The sequence below is a fragment of the Paractinoplanes bogorensis genome (genome assembly GCF_018829635.1).
GTDB classification, from domain to species: Bacteria; Actinomycetota; Actinomycetes; order Mycobacteriales; family Micromonosporaceae; genus Actinoplanes; species Actinoplanes bogorensis.
Genome location: NZ_JAHKKG010000011.1, coordinates 338519 through 361553 on the forward strand (window position 1 = coordinate 338519; position 23035 = coordinate 361553).

Annotated in this window: 22 protein-coding genes; 16 read left to right on the top strand and 6 right to left on the bottom strand. The window is 72.7% G+C overall.

The window, feature by feature from the left end; translation table 11 throughout:
• Window positions 1–51: 51 nt before the first annotated feature.
• From KOI35_RS33505 to KOI35_RS33515, 3 genes are read left to right on the top strand one after another with little or no spacing between them, the layout of a single operon-like run.
• Window positions 52–1266, top strand: a complete 1215-nt coding sequence (locus KOI35_RS33505) for a GAF domain-containing sensor histidine kinase (protein WP_215792699.1) — start codon at window positions 52–54, stop codon at window positions 1264–1266.
• 19 nt (window positions 1267–1285) lie between these two features.
• Window positions 1286–1750: a MarR family transcriptional regulator gene (locus KOI35_RS33510; RefSeq protein WP_308121259.1), complete on the top strand. Its 465-nt coding sequence runs from the start codon at window positions 1286–1288 to the stop codon at window positions 1748–1750.
• Entirely contained in the window at window positions 1738–2955 is a 1218-nt protein-coding gene (locus KOI35_RS33515) for an MFS transporter (protein WP_215792700.1), read from the top strand. Before KOI35_RS33510 ends, KOI35_RS33515 begins: the two co-directional genes overlap by 13 nt.
• Here the strand turns inward: KOI35_RS33515 and KOI35_RS33520 are convergent.
• Window positions 2952–3215: a hypothetical protein gene (locus tag KOI35_RS33520; protein WP_215792701.1), complete on the bottom strand. Its 264-nt coding sequence runs from the start codon at window positions 3213–3215 to the stop codon at window positions 2952–2954. The two genes, KOI35_RS33515 and KOI35_RS33520, sit on opposite strands and share 4 nt — an antisense overlap.
• Window positions 3216–3329: 114 nt before the next feature.
• On the opposite strand from KOI35_RS33520, the gene KOI35_RS33525 reads away from it, so the two are divergent.
• Window positions 3330–4340, top strand: coding sequence for a LacI family DNA-binding transcriptional regulator (locus KOI35_RS33525; RefSeq protein WP_215792702.1), 1011 nt, complete (start codon window positions 3330–3332; stop codon window positions 4338–4340).
• Window positions 4341–4524: 184 nt separating this feature from the next.
• Here the strand turns inward: KOI35_RS33525 and KOI35_RS33530 are convergent, their stop codons facing one another.
• Both KOI35_RS33530 and KOI35_RS33535 read right to left on the bottom strand, forming a co-directional pair.
• On the bottom strand, window positions 4525–6036 hold the full coding sequence (locus tag KOI35_RS33530; RefSeq protein ID WP_215792703.1) for a serine/threonine-protein kinase: 1512 nt from the start codon (window positions 6034–6036) through the stop codon (window positions 4525–4527).
• Window positions 6037–6088: 52 nt separating this feature from the next.
• A complete protein-coding gene (locus KOI35_RS33535) occupies window positions 6089–6799 on the bottom strand; it encodes a laminin G domain-containing protein (protein ID WP_215792704.1) in 711 nt (236 codons plus the stop codon).
• 130 nt (window positions 6800–6929) lie between these two features.
• Between KOI35_RS33535 and KOI35_RS33540 the strand changes: the two genes are divergently transcribed.
• Window positions 6930–7262 carry an STAS domain-containing protein gene (locus KOI35_RS33540; RefSeq protein WP_215792705.1) on the top strand — a complete coding sequence of 111 codons (333 nt, stop codon included), beginning with the start codon at window positions 6930–6932 and terminating at the stop codon, window positions 7260–7262.
• Between the two features lie 38 nt (window positions 7263–7300).
• Complete coding sequence (locus KOI35_RS33545) at window positions 7301–7690, top strand: ATP-binding protein (protein WP_215792706.1); 390 nt, start codon at window positions 7301–7303, stop codon at window positions 7688–7690.
• Here KOI35_RS33545 and KOI35_RS33550 read toward each other — a convergent pair.
• The gene (locus KOI35_RS33550; RefSeq protein ID WP_215792707.1) at window positions 7673–9139 is read right to left on the bottom strand and encodes a PP2C family protein-serine/threonine phosphatase; all 1467 of its coding nucleotides are present in this window, start codon (window positions 9137–9139) and stop codon (window positions 7673–7675) included. The two genes, KOI35_RS33545 and KOI35_RS33550, sit on opposite strands and share 18 nt — an antisense overlap.
• Before the next feature lie 128 nt (window positions 9140–9267).
• Here KOI35_RS33550 and KOI35_RS33555 point away from each other — a divergent pair, with 128 nt between their 5' ends.
• A complete protein-coding gene (locus tag KOI35_RS33555) occupies window positions 9268–10095 on the top strand; it encodes a hypothetical protein (RefSeq protein ID WP_308121260.1) in 828 nt (275 codons plus the stop codon).
• A 105-nt stretch (window positions 10096–10200) separates the two neighbouring features.
• Entirely contained in the window at window positions 10201–11433 is a 1233-nt protein-coding gene (locus tag KOI35_RS33560) for an ATP-binding protein (RefSeq protein ID WP_215792708.1), read from the top strand.
• Here KOI35_RS33560 and KOI35_RS33565 read toward each other — a convergent pair.
• On the bottom strand, window positions 11424–13355 hold the full coding sequence (locus KOI35_RS33565; protein WP_215792709.1) for a hybrid sensor histidine kinase/response regulator: 1932 nt from the start codon (window positions 13353–13355) through the stop codon (window positions 11424–11426). The two genes, KOI35_RS33560 and KOI35_RS33565, sit on opposite strands and share 10 nt — an antisense overlap.
• Window positions 13356–13415: 60 nt before the next feature.
• Between KOI35_RS33565 and KOI35_RS33570 the strand changes: the two genes are divergently transcribed.
• The 4 genes from KOI35_RS33570 (at window position 13416) to KOI35_RS33585 (ending at window position 18053) form a co-directional block, all read left to right on the top strand.
• The gene (locus KOI35_RS33570) at window positions 13416–14231 is read left to right on the top strand and encodes an SAM-dependent methyltransferase (RefSeq protein ID WP_215792710.1); all 816 of its coding nucleotides are present in this window, start codon (window positions 13416–13418) and stop codon (window positions 14229–14231) included.
• Window positions 14232–14304: 73 nt separating this feature from the next.
• A complete protein-coding gene (locus tag KOI35_RS33575) occupies window positions 14305–14727 on the top strand; it encodes a response regulator (protein ID WP_215792711.1) in 423 nt (140 codons plus the stop codon).
• A gap of 91 nt (window positions 14728–14818) precedes the next feature.
• The gene (locus KOI35_RS33580; protein ID WP_215792712.1) at window positions 14819–16819 is read left to right on the top strand and encodes a sensor histidine kinase; all 2001 of its coding nucleotides are present in this window, start codon (window positions 14819–14821) and stop codon (window positions 16817–16819) included.
• Window positions 16820–16889: 70 nt separating this feature from the next.
• Window positions 16890–18053, top strand: a complete 1164-nt coding sequence (locus KOI35_RS33585; protein WP_246614158.1) for a response regulator — start codon at window positions 16890–16892, stop codon at window positions 18051–18053.
• On the opposite strand, the gene KOI35_RS33590 is transcribed toward KOI35_RS33585, so the two are convergent.
• Window positions 18050–18421: an Hpt domain-containing protein gene (locus KOI35_RS33590; RefSeq protein WP_215792713.1), complete on the bottom strand. Its 372-nt coding sequence runs from the start codon at window positions 18419–18421 to the stop codon at window positions 18050–18052. The genes KOI35_RS33585 and KOI35_RS33590 overlap by 4 nt on opposite strands.
• Before the next feature lie 129 nt (window positions 18422–18550).
• On the opposite strand from KOI35_RS33590, the gene KOI35_RS33595 reads away from it, so the two are divergent.
• The 4 genes from KOI35_RS33595 to KOI35_RS33610 are packed head-to-tail and all read left to right on the top strand — an operon-like array spanning window position 18551 to window position 23017.
• Window positions 18551–20833 carry a putative bifunctional diguanylate cyclase/phosphodiesterase gene (locus KOI35_RS33595; protein ID WP_308121262.1) on the top strand — a complete coding sequence of 761 codons (2283 nt, stop codon included), beginning with the start codon at window positions 18551–18553 and terminating at the stop codon, window positions 20831–20833.
• A gap of 9 nt (window positions 20834–20842) precedes the next feature.
• A complete protein-coding gene (locus tag KOI35_RS33600) occupies window positions 20843–21343 on the top strand; it encodes a hypothetical protein (protein ID WP_215792715.1) in 501 nt (166 codons plus the stop codon).
• A 13-nt stretch (window positions 21344–21356) separates the two neighbouring features.
• Entirely contained in the window at window positions 21357–22217 is an 861-nt protein-coding gene (locus KOI35_RS33605; RefSeq protein ID WP_215792716.1) for an SCO6745 family protein, read from the top strand.
• The gene (locus tag KOI35_RS33610; protein ID WP_215792717.1) at window positions 22217–23017 is read left to right on the top strand and encodes a hypothetical protein; all 801 of its coding nucleotides are present in this window, start codon (window positions 22217–22219) and stop codon (window positions 23015–23017) included. The genes KOI35_RS33605 and KOI35_RS33610 overlap by 1 nt, the downstream gene beginning before the upstream one ends.
• Window positions 23018–23035: the final 18 nt, after the last annotated feature.

Sequence of the window (23035 nt, forward strand, 5' to 3'; positions counted from 1 at the left end):
TTCCCCGGTGACAGGACGAAGGCCCACTCACTGGCGAAGGACTCGGGACATATGTCGGACACACTGGTCGCGGAGCGCGCCGCCGAGGAGCGGCGTCTGGCCGCCCTGCGCAGCTACCGCGTGCTCGACACCGCGCCCGAGCCCGAGTTCGACGACATCGCCACGCTGGCCGCCCAGCTGTGTCGCACCCCGATCGCCGCCGTGTCGCTGATCGACTCCGACCGCCAGTGGCTCAAGGCCCGCGTCGGCGTCGACGTCTGCGAGGTCGACCGCGAGCACTCGTTCTGCGCCCACGCCATGTACGCCGACGAGGTCATGCAGGTGCCGGACGCGCGCCTCGACCCCCGATTCCAGGACAACCCGCTGGTCACCGGCGAGCCGGGCGTCGTCTTCTACGCGGGCGCGCCGCTGATCAGCTCGACCGGCGAGCCGCTGGGCAGCCTGTGCGTCATCGACACCGAGCCCCGCCTGCTCACCCCGGCGGAGTGTCAGGGTCTGCGCACGCTGGCCCGGCACGTCATGGCCCAGTTGGAGCTGCGCCAGTACGCCCGTGGCCTGGACGCGGCCAACGAGCGGCTGCGCGACGCCGACCGGATCAAGGACGAGTTCATCTCGCGGGTCACGCACGAGCTCCGTACGCCGCTGACCTCGATCAACGGCTACCTCGAGATGCTGGCCGAGGAGGACGTCGAGCCCAGCACCGGCATCGAGTTCCTCACCCGCATCCGGCGTAACTCCGACCGCCTGATGGCCCTGGTCGACGACATGCTGCTGGCCGCGCAGGCCGAACTGCGCCTGACCAAGCGTGTGGTCGACCTGTCCGAGCTGTCCCGGGCCGCGGTGGTACGCAACAGCGTGCTGGCCCGCGGCCGGGGTCTCGACCTCAGCGTGCAGGCCGGCGGGCCGGTGCTGGTCGAGGCGGACGAGGCCCGGCTCATCCAGGTGCTGGAACGGCTGGTGCTCAACGCGGTCAAGTTCACGCCCCGCGGCGGCATCACGGTCAGCGCGTACGCCGAGGGGGACGACGCCGTCCTGGTCGTGCGCGACACCGGCATCGGGATGAGCGCCGCCGACCGGGAACAGGTGATGGCCCCGTTCCGCCGCGCGGCCGAGGCCGAACGGGCCGAGGTGCAGGGCGCCGGCCTGGGCCTGAGCATCGTCAAGGCGATCGTCGACAGCCACGGCGGATCGATCCGGATCGACAGCGAACCCGGGCAGGGGTCGGCCGTGGTGGTGACGATGCCTCGGTTCGTACGGAATATATAAGCGCTGTTACATTGCTCGGGTGGACCTTCTCGACAGCAACCACTGGAGCGATCTGCACGCGCTGCTGGCCGAACTCGACCAGGACATCGCCGCGCTCTACACCGACGCCGGCATCGAGGGCATGCGGACCCGGTTCGTCGGGCCGCTGATCGCCCTGCACCGGTTCGGGCCGATGACCATCCGCCAGCTCGCCGAGCGTCGCGGGGTGTCGCACTCGGCCATGAGCCAGACCGCGGCGGCGATGACGAAGGCCGGGTTCGTCGAGAGCGTTGTCGGGGTCGATGCCCGTACGCGTCCGCTCCGGCTCACCGCCCGCAGCGAGCAGCACATGCCGTTCCTGGTCGCGGAATGGCGGGCGACCGAGACCGCGGTGCGGCAGCTCGACGCCGAACTGCCCTACTCGCTGACCCAGGTCACGGCCGACCTGCGCGCATTGCTGGAGGAGCGGCCCTTCGCCGGACGCCTGCGCGCATGCCTGTCCTGACCGACCTGCGGCCGCTGCGTGAGAATCGCACGTTCCGGCGGCTCTGGCTGGGCACGACCGCGTCCGGGTTCGGCGGCCAGTTCGGCACTTTCGCCGTCCTCTTCTACGTCTGGGACAGCACGCACAGCAAGGCCGCCCTCGGTCTCGTCGGGCTCGCCGCCGGCGTGCCGCTGATCGTGCTCGCGCTGGTCGGCAGCGCGTTCACCGACCACGTCGACCGGCGCCGGCTCGCCCTGCGATGCACGGCGGCCCAGATCGTGGTGGCCGCCGCGATGACGGTCGTCGCCTTCACCGACCTCGGCGGCGTGCCGGCCATGCTGCTGCTCGTCGCCGCCCAGTCGGCGCTGTCGGCGCTGGTCGGCCCGGCCCGTCAGACGTTCGTGCCCGCGCTGCTCACCGGTGACCGGCTGGCCGCCGGGCTGGCCCTCAACCACCTGTCGTTCCAGGTGGCGATGCTGCTCGGCCCGGCCGCGGCGGGCGCGCTGACCGCGGTCGCCGGCGTCGGCTGGTGCCTGGCCTTCGACACGCTGACCTTCACGGCCGCGCTGGCCGGCCTGGCCGGCCTGCCGTCCGGGGTGGCGGAGGCCGAGGGGACACCGGGTCTGCGGGCGGTGGCGGCCGGTCTGTCCTATGCGATCAAGACCCCTCCCGTACGCGGTGCCCTGCTGGCCGACCTCGCGGCCACCTTGCTGGCCATGCCGATCGCGGTGTTCCCGGTGCTCAACACCGAGAAGTTCGGCGGGCGCCCCGAGGTGCTGGGCCTGTTCGCGACGTCGCTGGCGGTCGGCGGGGTGCTGGCCTCGGTGCTGTCCGGGCTGGCCACCCGCCGTACGCGTCCGGGCCGGCTCCTGCTGGCCTGCGGCGCCGTGTGGGCGGTGGCGCTCGGGCTGGCCGGTATCGGCGACCACCTGCTCGTCGTGCTCGCGCTGCTGGCCGTGGCCGGATGGGCCGACACCTGGGCGGTGGTCGCCCGGGGCACGGTGATCCAGACGGTCACGCCACCCGGCTACCGCGGCCGCATCTCGGCCCTGGAACACATCGCCGGAGCGGCCGGCCCGCAACTCGGCACCTTCCGGGCCGGGATGGTCGCCTCGGTGTCGTCGGGCGGAACGACCCTCATCCTGGGCGGCGTGACCGCGCTCGTCGCCACCGGCGTGATCGCCCTGACGACACCCGCCCTGACCCGTTTCCGCCGCCCCCGCTAACGCCGCGGCCGGTAGGACCCGATCGCCAGCAGCGCAGCGCCCAGGGTGCCCAGCCCGAACCCGGTCCACAGCACGCGGTCGAGCGTCGCGCCCCAGGCCGCCTGCTGCTCCTCGACGTCGTCCCAGGGCTTCGACGGCTCCAGCACGGCGGGCACCACCAGGAGAACCGCACACGACAACAGCACCAGAACAATGCCCGCGACCAGCGCCGCCCACCGGGCCCGCGACCTCATCACGGCGCTCACCATACCGATGGTCATCGATATATGGAGCGGCTGAACTCGCTCATCCCCGGGCGATCATGTTCCTGGAAGCGCTGGGCAGGTACCTTGTGTCGGGCGCGACCTCCTTTCGCGCGCGGGAGGTGGCATGCGATGACTGCAGAGCGGAACCGGGCGAGCGGCCGGCCGACCCTCGAAGAGGTCGCGGTGCGCGCCGGCGTCGGCCGGGGCACCGTGTCCCGGGTGGTGAACGGGTCGGCCCAGGTCAGCCCGCGCGCCAAGCAGGCCGTCGAGGATGCCATCCAGGAGCTGGGCTACGTGCCCAACCGGGCCGCGCGCACGCTGGTGACCCAGCGGACCGACTCGATCGCGCTGGTGATCTTCGAGTCGGGAGAGAGGTTCTTCGCCGAGCCGTTCTTCGGGCGCATAGTGCAGTCGATCTCGTCCGTGCTCGTCGCCCGCAACCTGCAGATGGTCCTGATGATCGCGCAGGCGCCCGAGGAACGGCGCCGGCTCGAGGGCTATCTGACCCGCCAGCACGTCGACGGCGCGCTGCTGCTCTCGCTGCACGGCGACGACCCGCTGCCGGCCGTGCTCGAGGAACGGGGCGTGGCCACCGTACGGGCCGGCCGTCCGACATACGCGGAACGCGGCACCTACGTCGACGCCGACAACCGGGCCGGCGCGCGTGAGGCCGTCTCCTACCTGTGGTCGCAGGGCCGCCGCCGGATCGCCGCGATCACCGGGCCCCTCGACATGGCGGCCGGCATCGCGCGGCTCGAGGGCTACCGCGACGTGGTCGGTGACGGGCCGGTCGCGTTCGGCGACTTCAGCGAGGAGAGCGGCGCCGCGGCCATGTGGCGGCTGCTCGAGACACACCCCGACCTCGACGCGGTGTTCGCCGCGTCGGACATGATGGCGGCCGGCGCGATGCAGGTGCTGCGCCAGCACGGCCGGCGAGTGCCCGACGACGTAGCCGTGATCGGCTTCGACGACTCGGTGATCGCCCGGCACACCGAGCCGCCGCTGACCAGCGTCGACCAGCCGATCGCCGAGATGGGCCGCGAGATGGTCCGGCTGCTGCTGGCCAAGATCGACGGCGACGAGCCCGGCGACAGCGAGATCGTGCTCCCGACCAGCCTGGTCATCCGCGGCTCGGCCTGACGAAAGCCTGCTCAGCCCCGGTCCGCGTGGTCCACAGTTCGAGTTTGTCCACAGGGCGGCGCCGCTGTACCCGGAGATCGCCGCCAGATCCGATAAAATCCGGCGTGGCGGTGGCCCCCCCCAGTGGTGCGGTGGGCTCTGTTCCGCGGGTTCTGTTCGGCGGGTTCTGTTCGGCGGGCGGGAGCTACATGCCGGCGGCTGATTCCAGGTCGGCCAGGCGGGAGCGCAGCAGCGACGCCTGAGCCGAGGACAGAGCGCCCTCACGAGCCCGGTCGTTGATTTTGCGGCGCAGCGCGTCGATCCGGCCGTCGACGTTGCTGTCCTCGGCGCTCTCCACGTTGCGGACGAAGTTGAGCAGGTCGGTCGCCACGTCCTCGCGGATGTCGCCGCCCTCGACCGTGCTGCGGAAACGGCTGACCGCGTCGTCGAAGTCGAGCGTGGGGGTCGGCTTCGGCGTGGGCGAGAACGACGGCGTGGTCGGCGCGAGGCTGGCCGGGGTGCGCAGGGGTGCCGCCGACGTCGAGGTGGCCACCACCGGTGGCTCGGGTGAAGGAGCGGCAGTCTCGTTGGAGTCGCGGGGCCAGTTGATCGCCACGACCGCCCCGCCGGCGGCGGCCAGCAATGCCACCGCCGTCGCGCCCACGACCCAGCGCCGCGTGGGCGGCTTGTCCAACGCGACCGTAGCGGGGGCGGCCCGGCCCGGTCGATAAGGCCGGTCACCGCCGCGAGCAGGCAGTTCGGGAGTGGTCGCGCGGGTCGCGGATGCGGAGACCGGGCGCTGGTTCGGCGTACGGGAAAAGCCTGGTGGTCGTGAATCCGACGGCCCGTGAGCGCCGCCGGTGCCGTTCAGCGGATGTGCCCCGCTCGGCCGGTTGACCACATGCGGGTCCGGCTTGAGCCACAGCGCGGTCAGATCGAAGCGCACCTCGTCGGCCCCGGGCCGCTCGTCGGGCGAGTCGGACAGGCAGCGGCCCACGATGTCGCGGAACGCGGCCGGCAACTCCTCCGGCAGCACGTGCGGACCGTCGGCCCGGGCCTCGGCCAGCTCCTCCCAGGTGTCGACCGGATAGGGCGGATCCCCGGTCACCATCTCGAACAGCAGCACGCCCAGCCCGTACACGTCGGTCGCGGGCTCGGCCGGCATGCCGTCGAGGCGTTCGGGGGCGACGTAGGCCGGCGTGCCGAAGGTCGAGCCGGTGTCGTCGTCGTCCGGCTCGCCCGCGGTCGCGCTGATGCCGAAGTCGAGGATCTTGATGCCGGTCGGGGTGAGCATCACGTTGCCCGGTTTGATGTCGCGGTGCACCACCCCGTTGGCGTGGGCCGCGGCCAGCGCGTCGGCCACCGCCGCCCCGATCCGCGCCGCCTCGGGCAGTTCGATCGACTCGCGTTCCAGGCGGGCGGCCACGCTCTCGCCGGCCAGCAGCTCCATCACCACGAAGGGCGCCACCGTCCCGTCCGGACGGACCGCCTCGCGATAGTCGTGCACGGCCGCGATGTTGGGGTGCTGCAGCTTGGCGCCCATCCGGGCCTCACGCCAGACCACCTGGGCGCCGAGCGGCAGCTTGACCGCGACCGGCCGGCCGAGCAGTTCGTCGTCGGCGCGCCAGATGGTCGACATGCCGCCTGTCTCGAGGAGCGTGACCAGGCGGTAACGCGCCGCCAGCAGGGTTCCCGCATCCGGCCACTCTTCGCTCACCCGCAGAACATTCGCCCGGATCGCGACAGGTGTCAACACCAGTTACCTGGTGTTACCAGTCGGGTTCGTCAACGTCCACAGCGACGTAGTCGATGTCGCCGGCGAAGTAGTCGCAGCCCACCTTCACCTGGTCGCAGTTGGTCTTCCCGCCGATCGAGAGGGGCCACGAGTTGGCGATGTCGCCGGTCCAGCCGGACTTGGAGGCGACCACCTGACGGTCGATCAGCAGGGTCACACCGTCGCGGGTTCGTTCACACCGTACGGTGTGCCACTCCCCGTCGTTGATGGGCTTGGGCGCCGTCACGAGCAGCGAGGTGTGCGAGCCGCGGAACCAGCACTGGATCCGTCCGCTCGGGATCTGAATCTTGAAGCTTCCGCCCGGTACGGTGGCCTGTCCCTTCTGGACGATGTTGCCGAACCAGTCGCGGGTCCGCAGCCGCATGCCGATCGCGTAGTCACGGGTGCCGGGGTCGAGCCGGTCGTCGTCGGGGACGGTCACCACGTGGCCGGGGCGGGTGGGCGGCGTGTCCGGTTCGAGGCGCTCGAAGCCGTAGGCGATCTTGTCGCCGGATCGGAGGCCGACCGCCACGTCGCGGCCGATCTGTCCGTCGAAACCGTGCCCGGTGGCGTCGCGCATGACGCGGGAGCCGGGGGGCTCGTTCATCGGCCAGTAGGCCAGTTCGTAGTCGGCCGAGGCGTGGGCCACGCCGCCGCCCAGCAGGAGAAGGCCGACCGGGACAACCAGCAACCGTCGCAGCTTCATGGTCCATCCCAAGCGTCGTAAAAAGGGGTATTTGACGGTTTGATCCTACGCAGACCGATTCGTGAGCTGTATAGATACCGGCCGGATGACGGTGGGGACTCACCGGCCAAAAGGTGCGATCATGTGCCCGATGGGGCGCTTCGAGGCGAGAACCGACGAAGAGGCCGGGCAGGTGCGCGTGACCCTGGCCGGCGAGTGTGACCTGGCGGTCCGCGACCAGCTGCACACCGTCCTCGACGCCGCCGTCCGCACGTCCCCGCTCGTCGTCGTCGATCTCGGCGCGGTCGAGTTCCTCGACTCCAGCGGCGTGCACGGGCTGATCGTGGCCCACCACGAGGCACGTGCCCGCGGCGGCCGGGTCACGGTGGTCAACCCGACCGGGGCCGTCGCCTCCGTCCTCGACATCACCGGCGTCTCCGAGCTGCTGGGCCCGCCCGCACCCCGCCGGGCGGCGGGCGAATGAGCGGCTCATCCGCCCGCACTCCGCCGGGCGGCGGGCGAATGAGCGGCGAGCCCGACGAGACCTCGTACGCGGAACCGGGTGACCTGGCCAAGGTGCGCGAGTTCGTCCGTGACCGGGCGGCCGGTCTGGGTCTGCCCGAGGAGCGGGCCGAGCTGCTCATCCTGGCCGTGAGCGAGCTGGCCACGAACACGTTGCAGCACACCGACGGCGGCGGCCGGGTGCGGGTGTGGTCGTCCGGCGGCCGGGTCATCTGCGACGTGACCGACGGCGGCGCCCTCCGGCCGCTCGGGCGCGACATGCCCGCGGCCGACGCGCTGCGCGGGCGCGGCCTGGCCATCGTCGAGCGGATCTGCGACGAGGTGGCGGTCGAGACGGCCGGTGACAGCACCAGGGTGCGGCTGGAGCTCGATCTAGAGCACAGTCGCTAGCAGCGTGCAGGTGTCGTCGTCCGGGCTGGGCGTGGTCAGTGGATCGTCCCCGCCGGCCAGACGGGCCAGCACGCCGGGCAGCAGCGACGGTCCGCCCCGCCGTTCGACGAGCCCGTCGGTGAAGAACAGCACCCGGTCGCCCGGTTCCAGCGTTTCCGACATTTCCTCGTACGACGCCGAGTCGTCCGCGCCGAGCAGCAGTCCCCGGCCCAGGGGCAACGACTCCGCCGTCCCGTTCCGGGCCAGCAGCGGCGCCGCATGCCCGGCCCGCCCCCACTCCAGCCGACGGGGCGCCGGGTCGTAGACGCCCAGAACTGCCGTGCCGCTGATCCGCAGCCGCCCGCAGAGCCGGTTGAGGTGACCGAGCAGCGTGGCCGGGTCGTACACGCCGATCGACAGCCAGGCGATCAGCGCGAACCGCAGGTGGGCCATGCCGTTGGCCGCACCCAGCCCGTGCCCGGCCACGTCGCCCACCGCCAGCACCACCCGCCCGTCGGGCAGGGTCTCCGCGTGGTACCAGTCGCCGCCGACCTGGATCGAGTTGCCGGCCGGCAGATAGTTGACCAGCACCCGCAGCCCGGGCAGCGGCAGCGGCTCGCGCGGCACCGGCTGGATCATGTGCTGCAGCTGGGTGGCCAGCCGGTGCTCGGCCAGGGCGGTCATCTCCCGGGTGCGCAGCTGGTCGCGGAGGCGGTCGATCGCCGTCCGGGAGTCCTCCCGGGCGGTCACGTCCTGCACCACGGCGTTGATCTTCAGCGGCTTGCCGCCGGAGTCGCAGACCAGGTCGGACAGGATGCGCAGGTATTTCACGCCCGCGCCGACCTGGAACCGCACGGTGACGTCGGAGGCCGCGCCGCTGTCCAGGGTCTGCCAGGCCGTCTCACTGATCCCGCGGTCTTCGGCCGGGATGGTGGCCGCCAGCTGGGCGCGCGAGAGCGGACCGAGATCCGGGTCGTGCTCGAAGATCCGGTACATGCCCGGCGACCAGGTCGACTCGCCGGTGCCCAGGTCGTACTCGGACCAGCCGAGGCTGCCCAGCAGCTCGGTGTTCGCGAGCCGGCGGCGGTCCTCGTCGAGGCGTTGCCACCACACCAGCAGGCCGCCGAGCACCCGGTGGACGGTCACGTCGAAGAGTGAATGTGCGACGACACCGGCCTGCGTCTCGTCGTAGCGGAACTCTTCCATCCGCCGGGGCTCGCCGGTGCGCAGCACATCGTGATAGATGTGCCACAGTTCGCCGCCGACCACGCTCGGATAGAACTGGCTGACCAGACCGTCGACCCGCTTGACGCCGCGCTGGTAGATGTCGCGGGTGGTGCCGCCGGCGGCGGCGATCCGGAAGTCCGTGACGGTGCCGTCGTCGTTGGTCACCGGAAGCAACCAGGAGCAGCCCGCGGGAATCACGGACAACATCTCGCGTACGACCCGGGCCACCTCGTCGTCGGCCATGTGTCCAGGGTAGTGGGGTCCGTCGGCCCTCTCGCTAATCCGCTGCTCAGGTTGATAGCATCCCGCGGATCACGCCAGCCCCGTGCGAGTGGGCGTATGACCGGGCTCGCAACAACGGAGGTCTATCAGTGTCCGACAACCGCATGAAGGATCGTGTCAAAGTGCTGCTCAATGGGACATCAGCGGACAGCCAGACCTCAGAGCACGCCCTCGTCGCCCCGCAGCCGGGTCAGCAGCCCCAGCAACAGCAGCAGCAGGCGGCCGCGCCGCAGGCCGCCGCCGCGCCGGGTGGCGCTCAGCCGGGCAACCAGGCCCTCCAGGTGCTGACCCTGGCCCAGCGCACGGCCGAGGAGCACGTCGCCCGGGCCCACCACCAGGCCGACAAGATCCGGACGGACGCGCTGGCCGCCGCCGAGCAGGTCGCCCGCGACGCGCAGGTGCACGCGCACAACGTGCGCCGCGAGGCCGAGAAGATCCTCACCGACGCGCGCGCCGCCGCCGAGCAGATCGCCCGCGACTCGCACGCCCGCACCGAGGACGCGCGCCGCACCGCCGAGAAGATCGTCAACGACGCCCGCTCGCAGGCCGAGACGGTGGCCGACGACGCCCAGGCGACCGCCGACCACCTCAACCTCCAGGCCCGCCAGCGCTACGACGACGTCGTCGGCAGCCTCGGCACCAAGCGTGAGGCCCTGCAGCAGCAGATCGAGGCGCTCGAGCAGTTCGACCGTGAGTACCGGTCGCGCCTGACCAACTTCATGCAGGGTCAACTGCGCGCCCTCTGGGTCGACCAGCCCCAGGTGAACGGTGAGCTTCCCGGTGGCGAGCCGGCCAAGGCGGCCGAGGCGGGCGGCCCGCGGCACGGTGCCGACGAGGTCGACGACGCCGTTCCGGCGCAGCGGCACAGCGAAGAGGACGCTGTGGAATCCGAGGATGAGGAGCGCGCCGAGCGCTGATTCCGCGTGAGCGAGGCACGCCAGGTTATGGACTCGCGTGCATCGGGGTCTTACCGTCGGTAATGCGCGACCCGCCGGGGTCGCGCTACGACGGGAGGCCGTCGCATGGCCGAGTTCGTGGGACGCCGCGCCGAGCTGCGGGAGCTGCTCGGCGCCGCCTGCCCTCCGGGGCTCCTGGTGCACGGTGTCGCGGTGCGCGGGGTCGTGGTGCACGGCGTCGAGGGCATCGGCAAGACCCGCCTGGCGGCCGAGCTGCTGCGCCGGCTCGACGATCGGGAGACCGTCCGCGTCCCCGGCGCGGCCACCGTGGAAGAGCTGGTGACCGCGCTCGGCGAGCCGCGAGCCGTCACCCTCGTGATCGACGACCTGGCCACCGTGCCCCGCGGCGGCGGCCGGGCCGAGCCGGTCGACCCGGCCGTGGCCGGTTTCCTGGCCGCATGGGTCCGCGAGCCGGGCCCGCGCCGGTTGGTGATCACCAGCCGCTATCCGGTGACCCTGCCCGGCCGGACCCACGAACACCTGGCCGAGTTGCGCCTCGGACCACTCACCCCGGGCGACGCCGTCCGGCTCATGCGGTCGCTGCCGGGCCTGGCCCCGCTGAGCACCGAGCAGCAGACCCGGGCGTGGGCGCTGTGCGGCGGTCGTCCCCGGGCCCTGGAAGACCTGGACACGCTGCTCTGCCACGGTGCGGTGGGCTTCGCCGAGGTGGCCGAGCGGCTCGAGACCGTGCTGGCCGCGAACGGGATCGGCGACCCGGCCGGGTGGGCGTCGAGCTGGCCCCAGGGCGGACCGCTGGCCGAGGCGGTCACCAGCACCGTGGACGACGTGCTGACCCAGGGCCTGCTCGAGGTGCGGCACCACGCCAGCCGGGCCGGCGACACGGCGTCCCGGCTGGGCGACGCCGAAGAGGCGTCCGGGCATCGCAGCCGTGCGCTGGCCATCGACGAGCGGCTGGGCGAGCGGGCCGGCCCGGCTGGATGGGATCAGCTGGGCCTGGCCGGCGACGACCCGGTCACGGCCGAGCGGCAGTTGCGGCGGGCCCTGGCCGTGGACGCCGAACGGGGCAACCGGGCCGGGATGGCGTCCGGACTGCACCGGCTCGGCCTGCTGTGCACCCTCACCGGGCGGCTGCCGGCCGCCGTCGCGCTGCACTGCCGGGCGTTCGTGGTCGAGTTCACGATCGACGCGCCGCTCGAACTGGCCGAACTCAGCCGGTTGCGGGCCGCGCTGGGCGACGCCGCGTTCCGGCGGGCGGCGGGTCAGGTGCTGCCCGCGCGGTCGATGAACGGGCTGGCCCGCATGCTCGACGATTTCAACACCGAACACGCCTACAACTGAGCGTCGAGCACCTGCTGGATCGCAGTGAGCAGCTGGTTCTTGCTGAACGGCTTCTCGACCAGGGTGACGCCGGGCGCGAGCGTGCCCTGCGACGCGAGCACCGGCCGCGCGTAGCCGGACATGAAGAGCACCTTGGCCGCCGGCCGCACCTCGGCGAACCGTTCGGCCAGGTCGCGGCCCAGCATGTGCGGCATCACGACGTCGGTCAGCAGAAGATCAATTCTTCCCTCGTACGCCTCGGCCAGCGCGAGGGCACTCGGCCCGTCCGCCGCGATCAGCACCTCGTGACCGGCCCCGCGCAGGATCCGGTCGAGCACCCCACGCAGCGCCGCCTCGTCCTCGACGGCCAGGATCGTGACCCGCCGGTCGTTGCCGGGCGCGGCCTCGGGCTCGGCCGGCACGGCCACGGCCGGCTGGGCGTCGGTGGTCGGCAGCAGGATCGTGAACGTGGTGCCCATGCCCTGCTCGGAATAGATGTTCAGGTCGCCGCCGGCCGCGGTCACGATCCCGTACACGGTGGCCAGGCCCAGCCCGGTGCCCTGCCCGGCCGGCTTGGTCGTGTAGAACGGCTCGAACGCCCGCTCGATCACCTCGGGCGGCATCCCGGTGCCGGTGTCGCTGACCCGCAGCCGCACATAGGAGCCGGGACGCAGGTTGGGCCGGCCCGAGGCGTAGTCGCTGTCGACCTCGAGCGACTCGGTCTCGATGGTCAGGTCGCCGCCCCGCGGCATCGCGTCGCGCGCGTTGACCGCCAGGTTGACCAGCACCTGGTCGATCTGCCCGGGGTCGGCGGTCACCGCGGGCAGATCGGTCTGCAGCCGGACGGCCAGGGTGATGTGCTCGCCGATCGAGCGGCGCAGCATCTGCTCGATGTCGGTGACCACGTCGTTGAGGTCGAGCGGCCGCGGGCGCACCACCTCGCGCCGGGCGAACGCGAGCAGCTGGTGGGTGAGGTCGGCGCCGCGCTGGGCCGCCTTGGTGATCTGGGCCGCGTCGCCGGCGATCTCGTCCAGCCCGGCCTCCTGGGCCGACTCGGCGATGAAGGTGGCGTAGTTGGCGATCACCGCGATCAGGTTGTTGAAGTCGTGGGCCACCCCGCCCGCCAGCTGGCCCAGGCCCTCGAGCCGCTGGGTGCGTTGCAGCTGGGCGTCCACCCGGGCGCGGTCGGCCTCGGCCCGCAACTGCCGCAGACCTTCCTGCGCCCGTACGCGTTCGGTGATGTCCCGGATGACCGCGCAGCGCACCCGTCCCTCGTCGGTCGGCAGCAGACTCACCGACACCTCGACCGGGACCGTGGTGCCGTCCAGCCGGCGCGCCAGCGTCGGGGCCGCCTCGGGATCGGGCACGGCCGCGGGCTCGTCGGTCAGCGGCGGCACGAGCAGGTCGGCGACCGGCCGCCCGATCAGCCCGTCGCGGGCCTGGCCGAACAGCTGCTCGGCCTGGGTGTTGGAGAGCACGATCCGCCCGTCGTCGCCCACCCCGACGAACGCGTCCGGGGCCGCCTCGAGCAGCGCCTGCAGGCTCGACTCGAGACGCTCGCGATGACCGACGGCCCGGGCGATGACGGCGAAGCCGATCAGCTCGTCGTCCTCGACCACCGGCGACATCGTCAGCGTGACCAGCACCCAGTGGCCGTCGTGGTGACGGCGCTGACTGCGGAACCGTTCGAGCCGGGCCCCGGCGGCGAGCAGGGTGAGCATCTCGCGCTGGTCACCGCGCCGGTCGGGCGGCACGATCAGGTCGGCACTGCGTCCGACGATCTCGGCCGCGGGCCAGCCGAGCAGGGCCTCGGCGGCCGGATTCCACGAGCTGATGGTGAAGTCGGGGGCGACCGTCCAGATCGCGTCGTGGGCCGAACGCACGACGGCGTCGAGCAGGTGCACCCGGCCGTCCGGTCGCGTCGATCCGTGCGTCACGCCCATATCCGGACCAGCTTATCGATTTCGGCGGGCTTCCCGGACGGCTTTGCCTAGGCTGGCCCCGTGAGCGTGCTGGGGGAGCAGGCGAAGGTGCTGCCGGAGGTCGATCCGCAGCGTCCGAGCGTCGCCCGCATCTACAACTTCCTGCTCGGCGGCCGGCACAACTTCGCCGCCGACCGGCAGGCGGCGGCGGCCGCGCAGGCCGTGATGCCCGAACTGCCGGCGATCCTCCGGCTCAATCGGCAGATCCTGCGCGAGGTCGTCCGGATGGCCGACGAGGCGGGCATCGACCAGTACCTCGACCTGGGCTGCGGTATCCCGTCACCCGGGGACGGCTTCGCGGCGGCGCGCGCGATCCGGCCCGGCAGCCGGGTGGTCGGGGTGGACGTCGAGCCGGTGGCTTTCGTGCACGGCCGGTTGCGGCTCGGCGACGATCCGGCCGCCGGGGTTCTCTACGCCGACCTGCTGGACTCGGCCGAGGTGCTGCGCTCGGCGCCCGTACGGGAAACGCTTGATCTTGATCGTCCGGTGTGTCTGTTGCTGGTGGCCGTGGCGCACTTCATCCCGGACACCGAACGGCTGACCGCGGCTCTGGCCGATTATCGGGCCGCGATGGCGCCGGGCAGTCTGCTGGCGGTGACCCACGCCTGCCGCAAGGGGGCCTCGCCGCAGGTCGAGCAGGTGCGGCGGATCTACAACAACACCACGGCGCCGATGGTGACCCGCGACGCCGGCGAGACCTCGGTTCTCTTCGGCGACTGGCCGCTGCTGGAGCCGGGGCTGCGGACCTTCGGCGAGTGGTGCTCGATGCCCGGGCGGCAGTGCGAGAGCGGCGTCGCCGAGACCGCCTTCCTCGTCGGAGTGGCCCGCAAGCCATAACGATAAAAACGGCACATCTAGGACTTTCGGCGCGCATGCTGAGCAGAAGTGCCCCCGGACCTGCGGAGCGAAGATGCCGGTAGTACTGATCGCCGAGGACGATGAAGACATCGCCCTGATCCTGACCCGCCTGCTCAAGCGGGCCGGCTACACGGTGCTGCACGCGCCCGACGGGCAGCGCGCGTTCGAGCTCGCGGTGGCGAACCGGCCCGACGTGGTGCTGACCGATCTCGGGATGCCGCGGATGGACGGGCTCGAGCTGACCACGGCGATCCGCGAACATCCGGACCTGCGGGACACCCCGATCGTCATGCTGAGCGGTCACCTGCACCCGGGTGACGGCGCCCCGACCGCAGCCGGGGTCTGCGTGGTGCTGCTCAAGCCCTGCCCGAACGACAAGCTCCGTGAAGTCATCAACGAGATGGCCGAGCTCGGCCCGCACGGTCATCAGGGGGCGGACAGCGCCTGCCCGGCGCGATGGCCGGTGTCGGCTTGATTGTCATGATGCATGCAAATGCGGACCTAGGGTATAAATAGCGCAAGCTCGCGTTCGCGGGCGGTCGGCCGAGCGCAAGAGCGGGCAACGCATGGTCATCGTCGACGAGGCCGTCCTGGCCGACCCGGACCGTCTCGGCGCGGTCCGTACGGCGAAGCACGCTCTCCCGGCCCTTCCGCTCGCTCCCGGTGCCCTGGCCGACCTGGCCGCCCGCCTGCTCGAGGCGCCCGAGGCCCAGCTCACCCTGGTCGACCGCGAGGGCGTGCTGCTGGCCGGCGGCCGCGGCCCGCTCGACGCCGACCTCGCCCGCTGGGCCGTCTCGGCCGGGGCCCCGGTGCAACGCGAGGAGGCGCCGTCCTTCCTCGCCGTGCCGGTGCTCGGCGACACCGGGCTCCCGGTCGGCGCGCTGGCCGTGCTCGATCCGGGCCCGCGCCGATGGACCGCCGGGAACGCCCGCATCCTGACCGAGCTCACCGCGCTGGCCCGGCCCGGCGCCGGCGCCTCGTATCTGTCGGCGCTGATCGACAACCTCCCGGTCGGCGTCATCGCCTGCGACACCGACGGTGACATCGCCGTGGTCAACCGCTCGGTCCGCGAGCTCATCGGCCTGCCGCCCGACGCCGCCCCGAGGCTCTACCCGACCCGGGCCACCGGGGCCCTGTTCGACCTCGACGGCCAGGCCGTGCCGTGGCGCGAGTCGCCCATCCAGCGGGCCGCGCGCGGCGAACGGGTCGACACCGATCTGCTGGTCCGGGTGCAGGGGCGCCGCGAGCGGATCATCACGGCGACCGCCCAGCCGATCATCTCCGACGACGGCCACCACCTCGGCGCGGTGGCGGTCGCCCGCGAGGTCACCGCGCTGCGCCGGGCCGAGCGGTTCCGGGACTGCCACCGGGCGGTCGAGGAGGCGCTGCGCGGGGCCGAGTCGGCCGCGGCGGCGGCACCCGGCGTGCTGGCCGCGCTCGGCGCCACGCTGGGCTGGCCCGCGGCCGAGCTGTGGCTGGCCGACGAGGACACGGGCGAGCTGAGCATCGGCGGACGCTGGTGCGCGCCCGGCAGCGGCCTGGACGACGTGCTGACCTTCGCGCCGGTCAAGGGCATCGGGATCACCGGGCGGGTCTGGGCCACCGGCAAACCGCTCTGGGTGCCCGACATCGCCGACTCGGCCACCCTGCGCAGCCCGTTCGAGCGCGAGCGGGCGGCCGCCTGCCTGCGGGCCGGGCTGCGGACCGTGCTGGCCGTCCCGGTGCGCGACGCCGACACCGTGCTCGGGGTGCTGACCTGCTACGCGTCCGCCCCGGAGCCGCACGAGGACCTGCTCGCCCTGCTGCTCGACGGGGTGGGCGCGCGGATCGGGGTCTACGTCGCGCTGCGCCGGGCCGAGGCGCTGGCCCGGCAGCTGGCCCGGGCCAAGGACGACTTCATCGCGCTGGTCAGCCACGAGATGCGCACGCCGCTGACCTCGATCGTGGCCAGCGCGTCGATGCTGGGCGACGAGCAGTCCGGGCTCGACGAGGAGAGCCGGGCCATGGTCGAGACCGTGCATCGCAACGCCACCAGCCTGCGCTCCGTGGTCGAGACCCTGCTCGACCTGGCCGGTCTCGACTCCGGCCACGTGGCGCTGCACACCGAGCCGGTCGACCTGGCCGAGATCGTCGCCGCGGCCCTGGCCGCGGCCCGCCCGCACGCGGTCTCCAACGGCGTCCGGCTGTTGTGCGAGCGGGAGGAGCCGTTGCCGATGCAGGGCGACCCGCGGCGGCTGCGCCAGGTGGTCGACGATCTGCTGGCCAACGCCGTCAAGTACAGCCCGCGCGGCGGGGACGTCGAGGTCGAGCTGGTCGAGCGGGCCGCCGTGGCCGAACTGATCGTGGCCGACCACGGCATCGGCACCCCGGCCGAGGAGCGCGACCGCGTGTTCGACCGCTTCTACCGCGCCAGCAACGTGCGTCACCAGGGCATCGCCGGCAAAGGGCTGGGGCTCAGCCTGGCCCGGACGATCGTCCAGTTGCACGGTGGCACCATCCGTCTCAGTGGTCACCCGCCGCACGGCACGACGGTGCTGATCCGGTTGCCGATCGTGCACAACGCTTAGCCGACTTCCTCAATCGTCCGATTAACCCCATGTAGGGGGACGACTCAGTGACGGTTGGCGGGGGAGACGTATGACGAACGTGCTGGCGCCGGAGAACGGCGTGGCGACGCGGCCGACGGTGCTGCTCGTGGACGACGAGACCGCCATCCTCGAGACCCTCTCGCTCCAGCTGCGGCGTGACCACAAGGTGCTGGTGGCCGAGAGCGGCGCCGAGGCGCTGCGCCTGCTGGCCGAGTCGGGGCCGGTCGCCGCCGTCATCAGCGACCTGCGCATGCCCGAGATGGACGGGGTGGAGCTGCTGCGGCGGGTCCAGCTCGAATATCCGGACACGACGCGGGTGCTGCACACCGCGCAGAGCGACCTGAACTCGGCCATCGCGGCCATCAACGACGGCGGCGTCTACCGCTACCTGTCCAAGCCGGTCTCGACCGACGCGCTGCGTGGCACCGTCCGCGACGCGGTCGAGCTGTACGGCCGCTCGACGGCCGACCGCCAACTGCTCGACAAGACGCTCAAGGCCAGCCTGCAGGCGCTGTTCGGCTGTCTCCAGCTGGCCAGCCCGCCCGCCTTCGCCCGGGCCGGCCGCATCCGTACGCTCGTCTCCGAGCTCTGCCACGAGATGCAGCTCGACTCGCTGTGGGAGATCGAGGTCGCCGCCATGGCCTCCCAGCTGGGCGCGGTCACCCTGCCGCCGAGCGTGCTGGCCAAGCTCGACAAGGGCCTGCCCTGCACCGACGAGGAGCAGGCGATGGTCAACGCCATGCCGGGCGTCGGCGTGCAGCTGCTCAAGGGCATCCCGATGCTCGACGACGTCATCGAGATCGTCCGCGGGCTCGGCCTGAACCCGCCGCCGCACCCGAGCCCGCTGGTCGAGGCCGCGGTCGACGTGATCCGCACGGCGATCGACTTCGAGACCCTGGAGAGCCGCGGCCTCGAGGTGGAGAGCGCGATCACGGTGCTCGAGTGCCGCGACCACAGCGCCCTGCTCGTGCTGGCCGCGCTGCGCCGGGTCAAGGGCGTCGTGCAGGTCAAGGAGAAGGTCCGCGGGCTGCGCGTGGTCGACCTCGAGGTCGGCATGCGGGTCGCCGAGGACATCGTGGCCACCAACGGCCTGGTGCTGATCGGCCGGGGCATGGTCGTGACCGAGCTGCTGCTCGACCGGCTCAACAACTTCGCCCGGATGATCGAGATCATCGAGCCCGTGCTCGCCGTGCCGGGAGCGAGGCGGTTCTAGTCGCCCTCCGTCGCGATCCGTTCCAGCACCGGGTAGACCATGGCCTGCTCGGTGGCGATCCGGCCCAGCGTGACGTCGGGATCGGGCACGTGCCCGTCGCGGGCGGCGTGCTCGATCTCGGCGAACACCCGCGCCAGACTGTCCGCCCCGATGTTGGTGGCGGAACCCTTCAACGCGTGGGCGTGCTCGCGCACCTGCCCGGTGTCGCCGCCGCGCAGCAGCTGTGCGAGCTGGTCGACGCCGCCGGGATTCTTGCCCAGGAACGACCGGATCAGCCGGCCCAGCAGAGCCTGCTCGGCCGGCGACGGATCGTCGCCGGCGATATCGGCCAGCCGATCACGAACCTCGTCCTCCCGGCTACGCTCCATGCGCTCCATCCTGCGTCGCCGTTCCGGCGGCCGGGGTGCGAACACCCGAACGGAGACTCCTGATGAACCGTGGTCCGGCTCTCGGTGAATAGTCCTACTTCGGCGCCCGGCGCTGCCGATTCAGCCAAGGTGACCAACGACCAGCGCGCGCCGATCCGGTACGTCCTGGCCGCCAGCGTCGTCACCCTGGTCGGCGCGCTCTGGTATCTGACCCGCATCGGGCCGGACGCCATCGCCTACGTGTTCATGCCGGCCGGCGGTGCGGCCGGCGTCTGGTCGGTCGCCGCCCTGCTGCGTGGCCCCGGCCTGGAGCCCGGCGCCCGCCGGTTCTGGCGGCTCATCCTGATCGGCCTGGCCCTGCTGACCGTCGGGTACGGCGCCATGGCGGTCGAGGCCTTCCTGGTCATGCCCGCGCTGCCGACCATGCCGCCGGCCACCGCGGTGCTGGCCGGGACCGGTCTGCTCGTCTCCACGTACGCCGTCGTCCGGGTGCCCCTGGGCATCGCCGACGCCCAGAACCGCCGCAAGCAGCTGGTCGACCGGGCCATCGCGTTCGTCGGCGGCGGCGCCCTGATGTGGACGTACGGCCTGGCCCCGATGTTCACCGCCACCGACCCGTGGAGCCACCAGGCGCTCGCGCTGACCGGGCTCACCTTCCTGCTCGGCCTGGGCGCGATCGTCAAGGTCTCGTACATCGTCGGCGGGCCGGTCGACCGGGTGGCGCTGCGGCTCATCGCGGGCGCCGCCGTGGTCGCGACCGCCGTGGCCGTCCTCGCCCTCTACGGCGACGAGGGCGCGCTGGTGGCCCAGTCGGTCGCCATGCCGATCTCCTTCATCTTCGCCTCGGGCGCCGTGCACCAGCAGTGGCGCTCGGCCGGCGCCCGCCGCCGTCGTGTCAACGTGTGGCTGCCCTACGTCTCGGTGCTGGCCATCGACGCCGCCCTGCTCGGCGTGCTGCGGCACGGACTGGAATGGTCGGACCGGGTCGTCATCCTGGCCGTCGTGCTGCTCACCGCGCTGATCGCGGTGCGCCAGCTCGCCGCCACCCGGGAAAATCGCCTCCTCATGCGCGAGAAGCACGCCACCGAGGACCGCCTGCGCCACGAGGTCACCCACGACGGCCTGACCGGGCTGGCCAACCGCGGCCTGTTCCGCGAGCGCACCGGGGCCGCGATGGCCGACGGCGACGCCACCGTGCTGCTGGTCGACCTCGACGACTTCAAGACCGTGAACGACTCGCTCGGCCACGAGGCCGGCGACGACCTGCTGCTGGCCGTGGCCGGCGCGATCCGGGCCGCGACCGGCGCGGACGGCATGGCCGCGCGGCTCGGCGGCGACGAGTTCGCCGTGCTGCTGACCAGTCCCGGCGTGGTCGGCGAGACGATCGCCGACCGGGTGCTCGGGGCGCTGGCCGTCCCGGTCGGTGCCCACCGGCTGCTGGTGCACGCCAGCATCGGCATCGCCTCCGCGGATTCGGCGGCCGGCGTGGACGAGTTGCTGCGGCACGCCGACATCGCGATGTACGCGGCCAAGCAGCGCGGCAAGAACAACCGGGTCCGCTACCACGACGGCATGGAACAGCCGGTGCTGGCCCACGCCCGGATCGGCGGCGAGCTGCGCCGGGCCCTCGACGAGGGCGAGTTCCGCCTGCACTACCAGCCGATCTGCCTGCTCCGGACCGGCCAGGTGGTCGGCATCGAGTCGCTGGTCCGCTGGGAGCACCCGACCCGCGGGCTGATCCCGCCGAGCGAGTTCATCCCGGCCGCCGAGGCCACCGGGCTGATCGTGCCGCTCGGCCGGTTCGTGCTGCGCGAGGCGTGCCGGCAGGCGGCGGCGTGGCTGGCCGAGTTCGGGCCGGAGTCGATGCAGAAGATCGGGCCCAACGTGTCGGCCCGGCAGCTGCACGATCCCGACTTCGTCAGCGACGTGCGGGCCATCCTGGCCGAGACCGGTCTGCCGGCCGACCGCCTGGTGCTCGAGCTGACCGAGTCGGCCGTGCTGCGGGGCAAGCAGGTCCTGCGCACCCTGAACGAGCTGCACGACATGGGCGTAAGGCTGGCGCTGGACGACTTCGGCACCGGCGAGTCCTCGCTGAGCCTTCTCCGCGCGTTCCCGGCCTCGATCATCAAGCTCGACAAGTCCTTCGTGGACGGCATCGAGCTGGACGAGCCCGGCACCCCGGAGGCCGACGCCCGGCAGGCCGTGGCGCACGCCGTCGCCCAGCTGGCCGGGGCCCTCGGGCTCGACACGGTGGCCGAGGGCATCGAGTGCCAGGAGCAGGCCGACCGGCTGCTCCGGCTCGGCTACACCCTGGGTCAGGGCTACCACCTGGCCCGCCCGATGCCCGCCGAGCGAATGACCGAGATGTTCGCCGGTCAGCGGCAACTGATCGCGGCCGGGCGGGGTCGATAGTGTTTGGCGATGGAGACAGCGGACGACGGCACCGACACGGCCCGGTCCCTCGGGGAGTGGCTGGAGTCGGTCCACTTCGCCGAGCTGAGCAACGACCAGGCGACCGCGCGGATCATCGAGGCGATCACCGGCTGGGGCGAGAGCCGGGGCTGGCGGGTCTATCGCCGGGCGCCCAGCGTCTTCCCGCTGCCGCCGCCCCTGCGCGGCCACTCGGTGCTCGACGTGGCCTGTGCGCGCCCGGACGGCCAGCCGATCGCGATCGAGGTGGACCGGCTCGACCGGCCCCGCACGGTCGACAAGCTGCTGGCCGAGGCGGCCGCCGGCCGGATCGCGATCTGGGTGCGCTGGGGCGCCGGGCCGTTCACGGCACCGCCGCTGCCGGTGCACATGGTCACCCGGCCCGCCGCCCGGACGAGCGGCTCATGGCACACCGTCGCCGACCGGCCGCCGCCCCCGCACTCGGCCGCCCCGATCGTGGCCGACGCGCCGGACGAACTGCCCTGGACCTGAGGAGAGGATCTCGATGAGCGAGTCGCCGCAGCGACGGGCGTGGCGCGTGACCGAGCCGCTCCACGCCATGATCTATTTCGTCCCCGAGGCGCCCGCGCGCTACGCCGAGCTCGGCGTCGGCCCGATGGAGGGCTACTTCGCCTCCCGCGGCGCCGTGTTCGGCGAGTGCGGGCCCGGCGTCGTGGCCGCCACCTTCTACAACTTCAACCCCGAGATGATCGCCCGGGCGCTGCCCGCGGCCTGGGACAGCACCACCCCCGACGCGATGCTCGAGGCGCGGCTCTCCGCCGCCGACGCGGCACTCACCCGTGGGCTCGGCGCCGACGTGCTGGCCTCGCCCGAGGTGGCCGAGGCAGCCGGGCTGGCCCGCCGGGCGGCCGAGGCGGCGACGGCCTGGCCGCAGGGCCGGCCGCTGTTCGCCGCGCACGCCGAGCTGCCCTGGCCCGAGCCGCCGCACCTGGTGCTCTGGCACGCGCAGACGCTGTTGCGCGAGTTCCGCGGCGACGGGCACGTGGCGGCGCTGCTGGCGGCCGGAATCGGCGGCACCGAGGCGCTCGTGCTGCACGTGGCGTCGGGTGACATGGACGAGCGCTTCCTGCGGGTCAGCCGGGGCTGGCGGCGCGAGGCGTGGGCCACGGCCGCCGAGGGTCTGCGCGAGCGCGGGCTGCTCGACGCCGAGGGCGGGCTCACCGACGCCGGCCGGGCGTTGCGGGCCGAGGTCGAGGCGGCCACCGACCGGATGGCCGACCCGGCCTACGACGCCATCGGCACCGACGCCTGTGTGCGCCTGGCCGAGCTCACCCGGCCGCTGAGCCGCACCGTGGTCAAGGCGGGCATGCTGAATCCGAACTCGTCGATGGGGCGTGCGCAGTGATGAACACCCGGGTGATCAGCGTGCCCCGCCAGACCGGGCGGGGCCGTCCGGCATCCTGGTGGGCGCAGCTGATCGAGGCCACCGACCGCTTCGACGCCGCCTCGGTCACCGAGGGCCTGGCCGACGCGATCATTCCGAAGATCACGTCCCGGCTGCTGCGCCGCGAGGCCGAGCTGGCGGCCGACGTGGTGGTGCGGCATCTCAACAAGCCGGCCAACGACGAGCTGTCCGAGCGGGCCGGCAAGGCGGTCGACCGGCTGGTGGCGACGGTCGAGCGGCTGGACCGCAGCGAGACCGCCGAGGGTGGCATCGACGAGGCGTACGCCCTCTGCGACGCCCTGCAGGGCCGGTACGCCGACGCGGCGGCCGCGGCCGAGCAGTTCATCGGCACCGCGCCCCTGCTCGAGGCGTTCGTGGCCGCGCTGCGCCTGGAACGGTTCGACATGGCGCTGGCCATGCGCCTGATGCGGGCCGGGCAGAACCCGGGGGCGGCCGTGCAGTCCGGCCTGGCCGTCGGGAAGTACGCCTGGTGGCCGACCTGGCTGCTCGAGATCGTCACCGAGCGGGCCCTGGCCGGCCGGCTCGACGCGGCCACGATCGCCGCGCTCGACCAGTGCGCCTACGCCGAGCTGAGCGCCACCCAGGCCCGGGTCGCCCGCCGCATGCTGAACGGCGACGCTCCGCTGATCGAGGCGACCGCGCAGCGGCTGGAGAGCATGAACGCCCGGACGGCGGCGCAGAAGCTGCGCGGCGGCGACCTGATGGCGGTCGCCCTGGCCGCCCGGATGGTCCCGCTGTAGAGACCATCCGGGCTGGTT

Excerpts from the sequence above, each read along its gene's own strand:
- KOI35_RS33505 (WP_215792699.1), top strand. The coding sequence starts at position 52 with ATGTCGGACACACTGGTCGCGGAGCGCGCCGCCGAGGAGCGGCGTCTG.
- KOI35_RS33515 (WP_215792700.1), top strand. The coding sequence starts at position 1,738 with ATGCCTGTCCTGACCGACCTGCGGCCGCTGCGTGAGAATCGCACGTTC.
- KOI35_RS33520 (WP_215792701.1), bottom strand. The coding sequence starts at position 3,215 with ATGACCATCGGTATGGTGAGCGCCGTGATGAGGTCGCGGGCCCGGTGG.
- KOI35_RS33525 (WP_215792702.1), top strand. The coding sequence starts at position 3,330 with ATGACTGCAGAGCGGAACCGGGCGAGCGGCCGGCCGACCCTCGAAGAG.
- KOI35_RS33535 (WP_215792704.1), bottom strand. The coding sequence starts at position 6,799 with ATGAAGCTGCGACGGTTGCTGGTTGTCCCGGTCGGCCTTCTCCTGCTG.
- KOI35_RS33540 (WP_215792705.1), top strand. The coding sequence starts at position 6,930 with ATGGGGCGCTTCGAGGCGAGAACCGACGAAGAGGCCGGGCAGGTGCGC.
- KOI35_RS33545 (WP_215792706.1), top strand. The coding sequence starts at position 7,301 with ATGAGCGGCGAGCCCGACGAGACCTCGTACGCGGAACCGGGTGACCTG.
- KOI35_RS33550 (WP_215792707.1), bottom strand. The coding sequence starts at position 9,139 with ATGGCCGACGACGAGGTGGCCCGGGTCGTACGCGAGATGTTGTCCGTG.
- KOI35_RS33560 (WP_215792708.1), top strand. The coding sequence starts at position 10,201 with ATGGCCGAGTTCGTGGGACGCCGCGCCGAGCTGCGGGAGCTGCTCGGC.
- KOI35_RS33565 (WP_215792709.1), bottom strand. The coding sequence starts at position 13,355 with ATGGGCGTGACGCACGGATCGACGCGACCGGACGGCCGGGTGCACCTG.
- KOI35_RS33575 (WP_215792711.1), top strand. The coding sequence starts at position 14,305 with ATGCCGGTAGTACTGATCGCCGAGGACGATGAAGACATCGCCCTGATC.
- KOI35_RS33580 (WP_215792712.1), top strand. The coding sequence starts at position 14,819 with ATGGTCATCGTCGACGAGGCCGTCCTGGCCGACCCGGACCGTCTCGGC.
- KOI35_RS33585 (WP_246614158.1), top strand. The coding sequence starts at position 16,890 with ATGACGAACGTGCTGGCGCCGGAGAACGGCGTGGCGACGCGGCCGACG.
- KOI35_RS33590 (WP_215792713.1), bottom strand. The coding sequence starts at position 18,421 with ATGGAGCGTAGCCGGGAGGACGAGGTTCGTGATCGGCTGGCCGATATC.
- KOI35_RS33600 (WP_215792715.1), top strand. The coding sequence starts at position 20,843 with ATGGAGACAGCGGACGACGGCACCGACACGGCCCGGTCCCTCGGGGAG.
- KOI35_RS33605 (WP_215792716.1), top strand. The coding sequence starts at position 21,357 with ATGAGCGAGTCGCCGCAGCGACGGGCGTGGCGCGTGACCGAGCCGCTC.
- KOI35_RS33610 (WP_215792717.1), top strand. The coding sequence starts at position 22,217 with ATGAACACCCGGGTGATCAGCGTGCCCCGCCAGACCGGGCGGGGCCGT.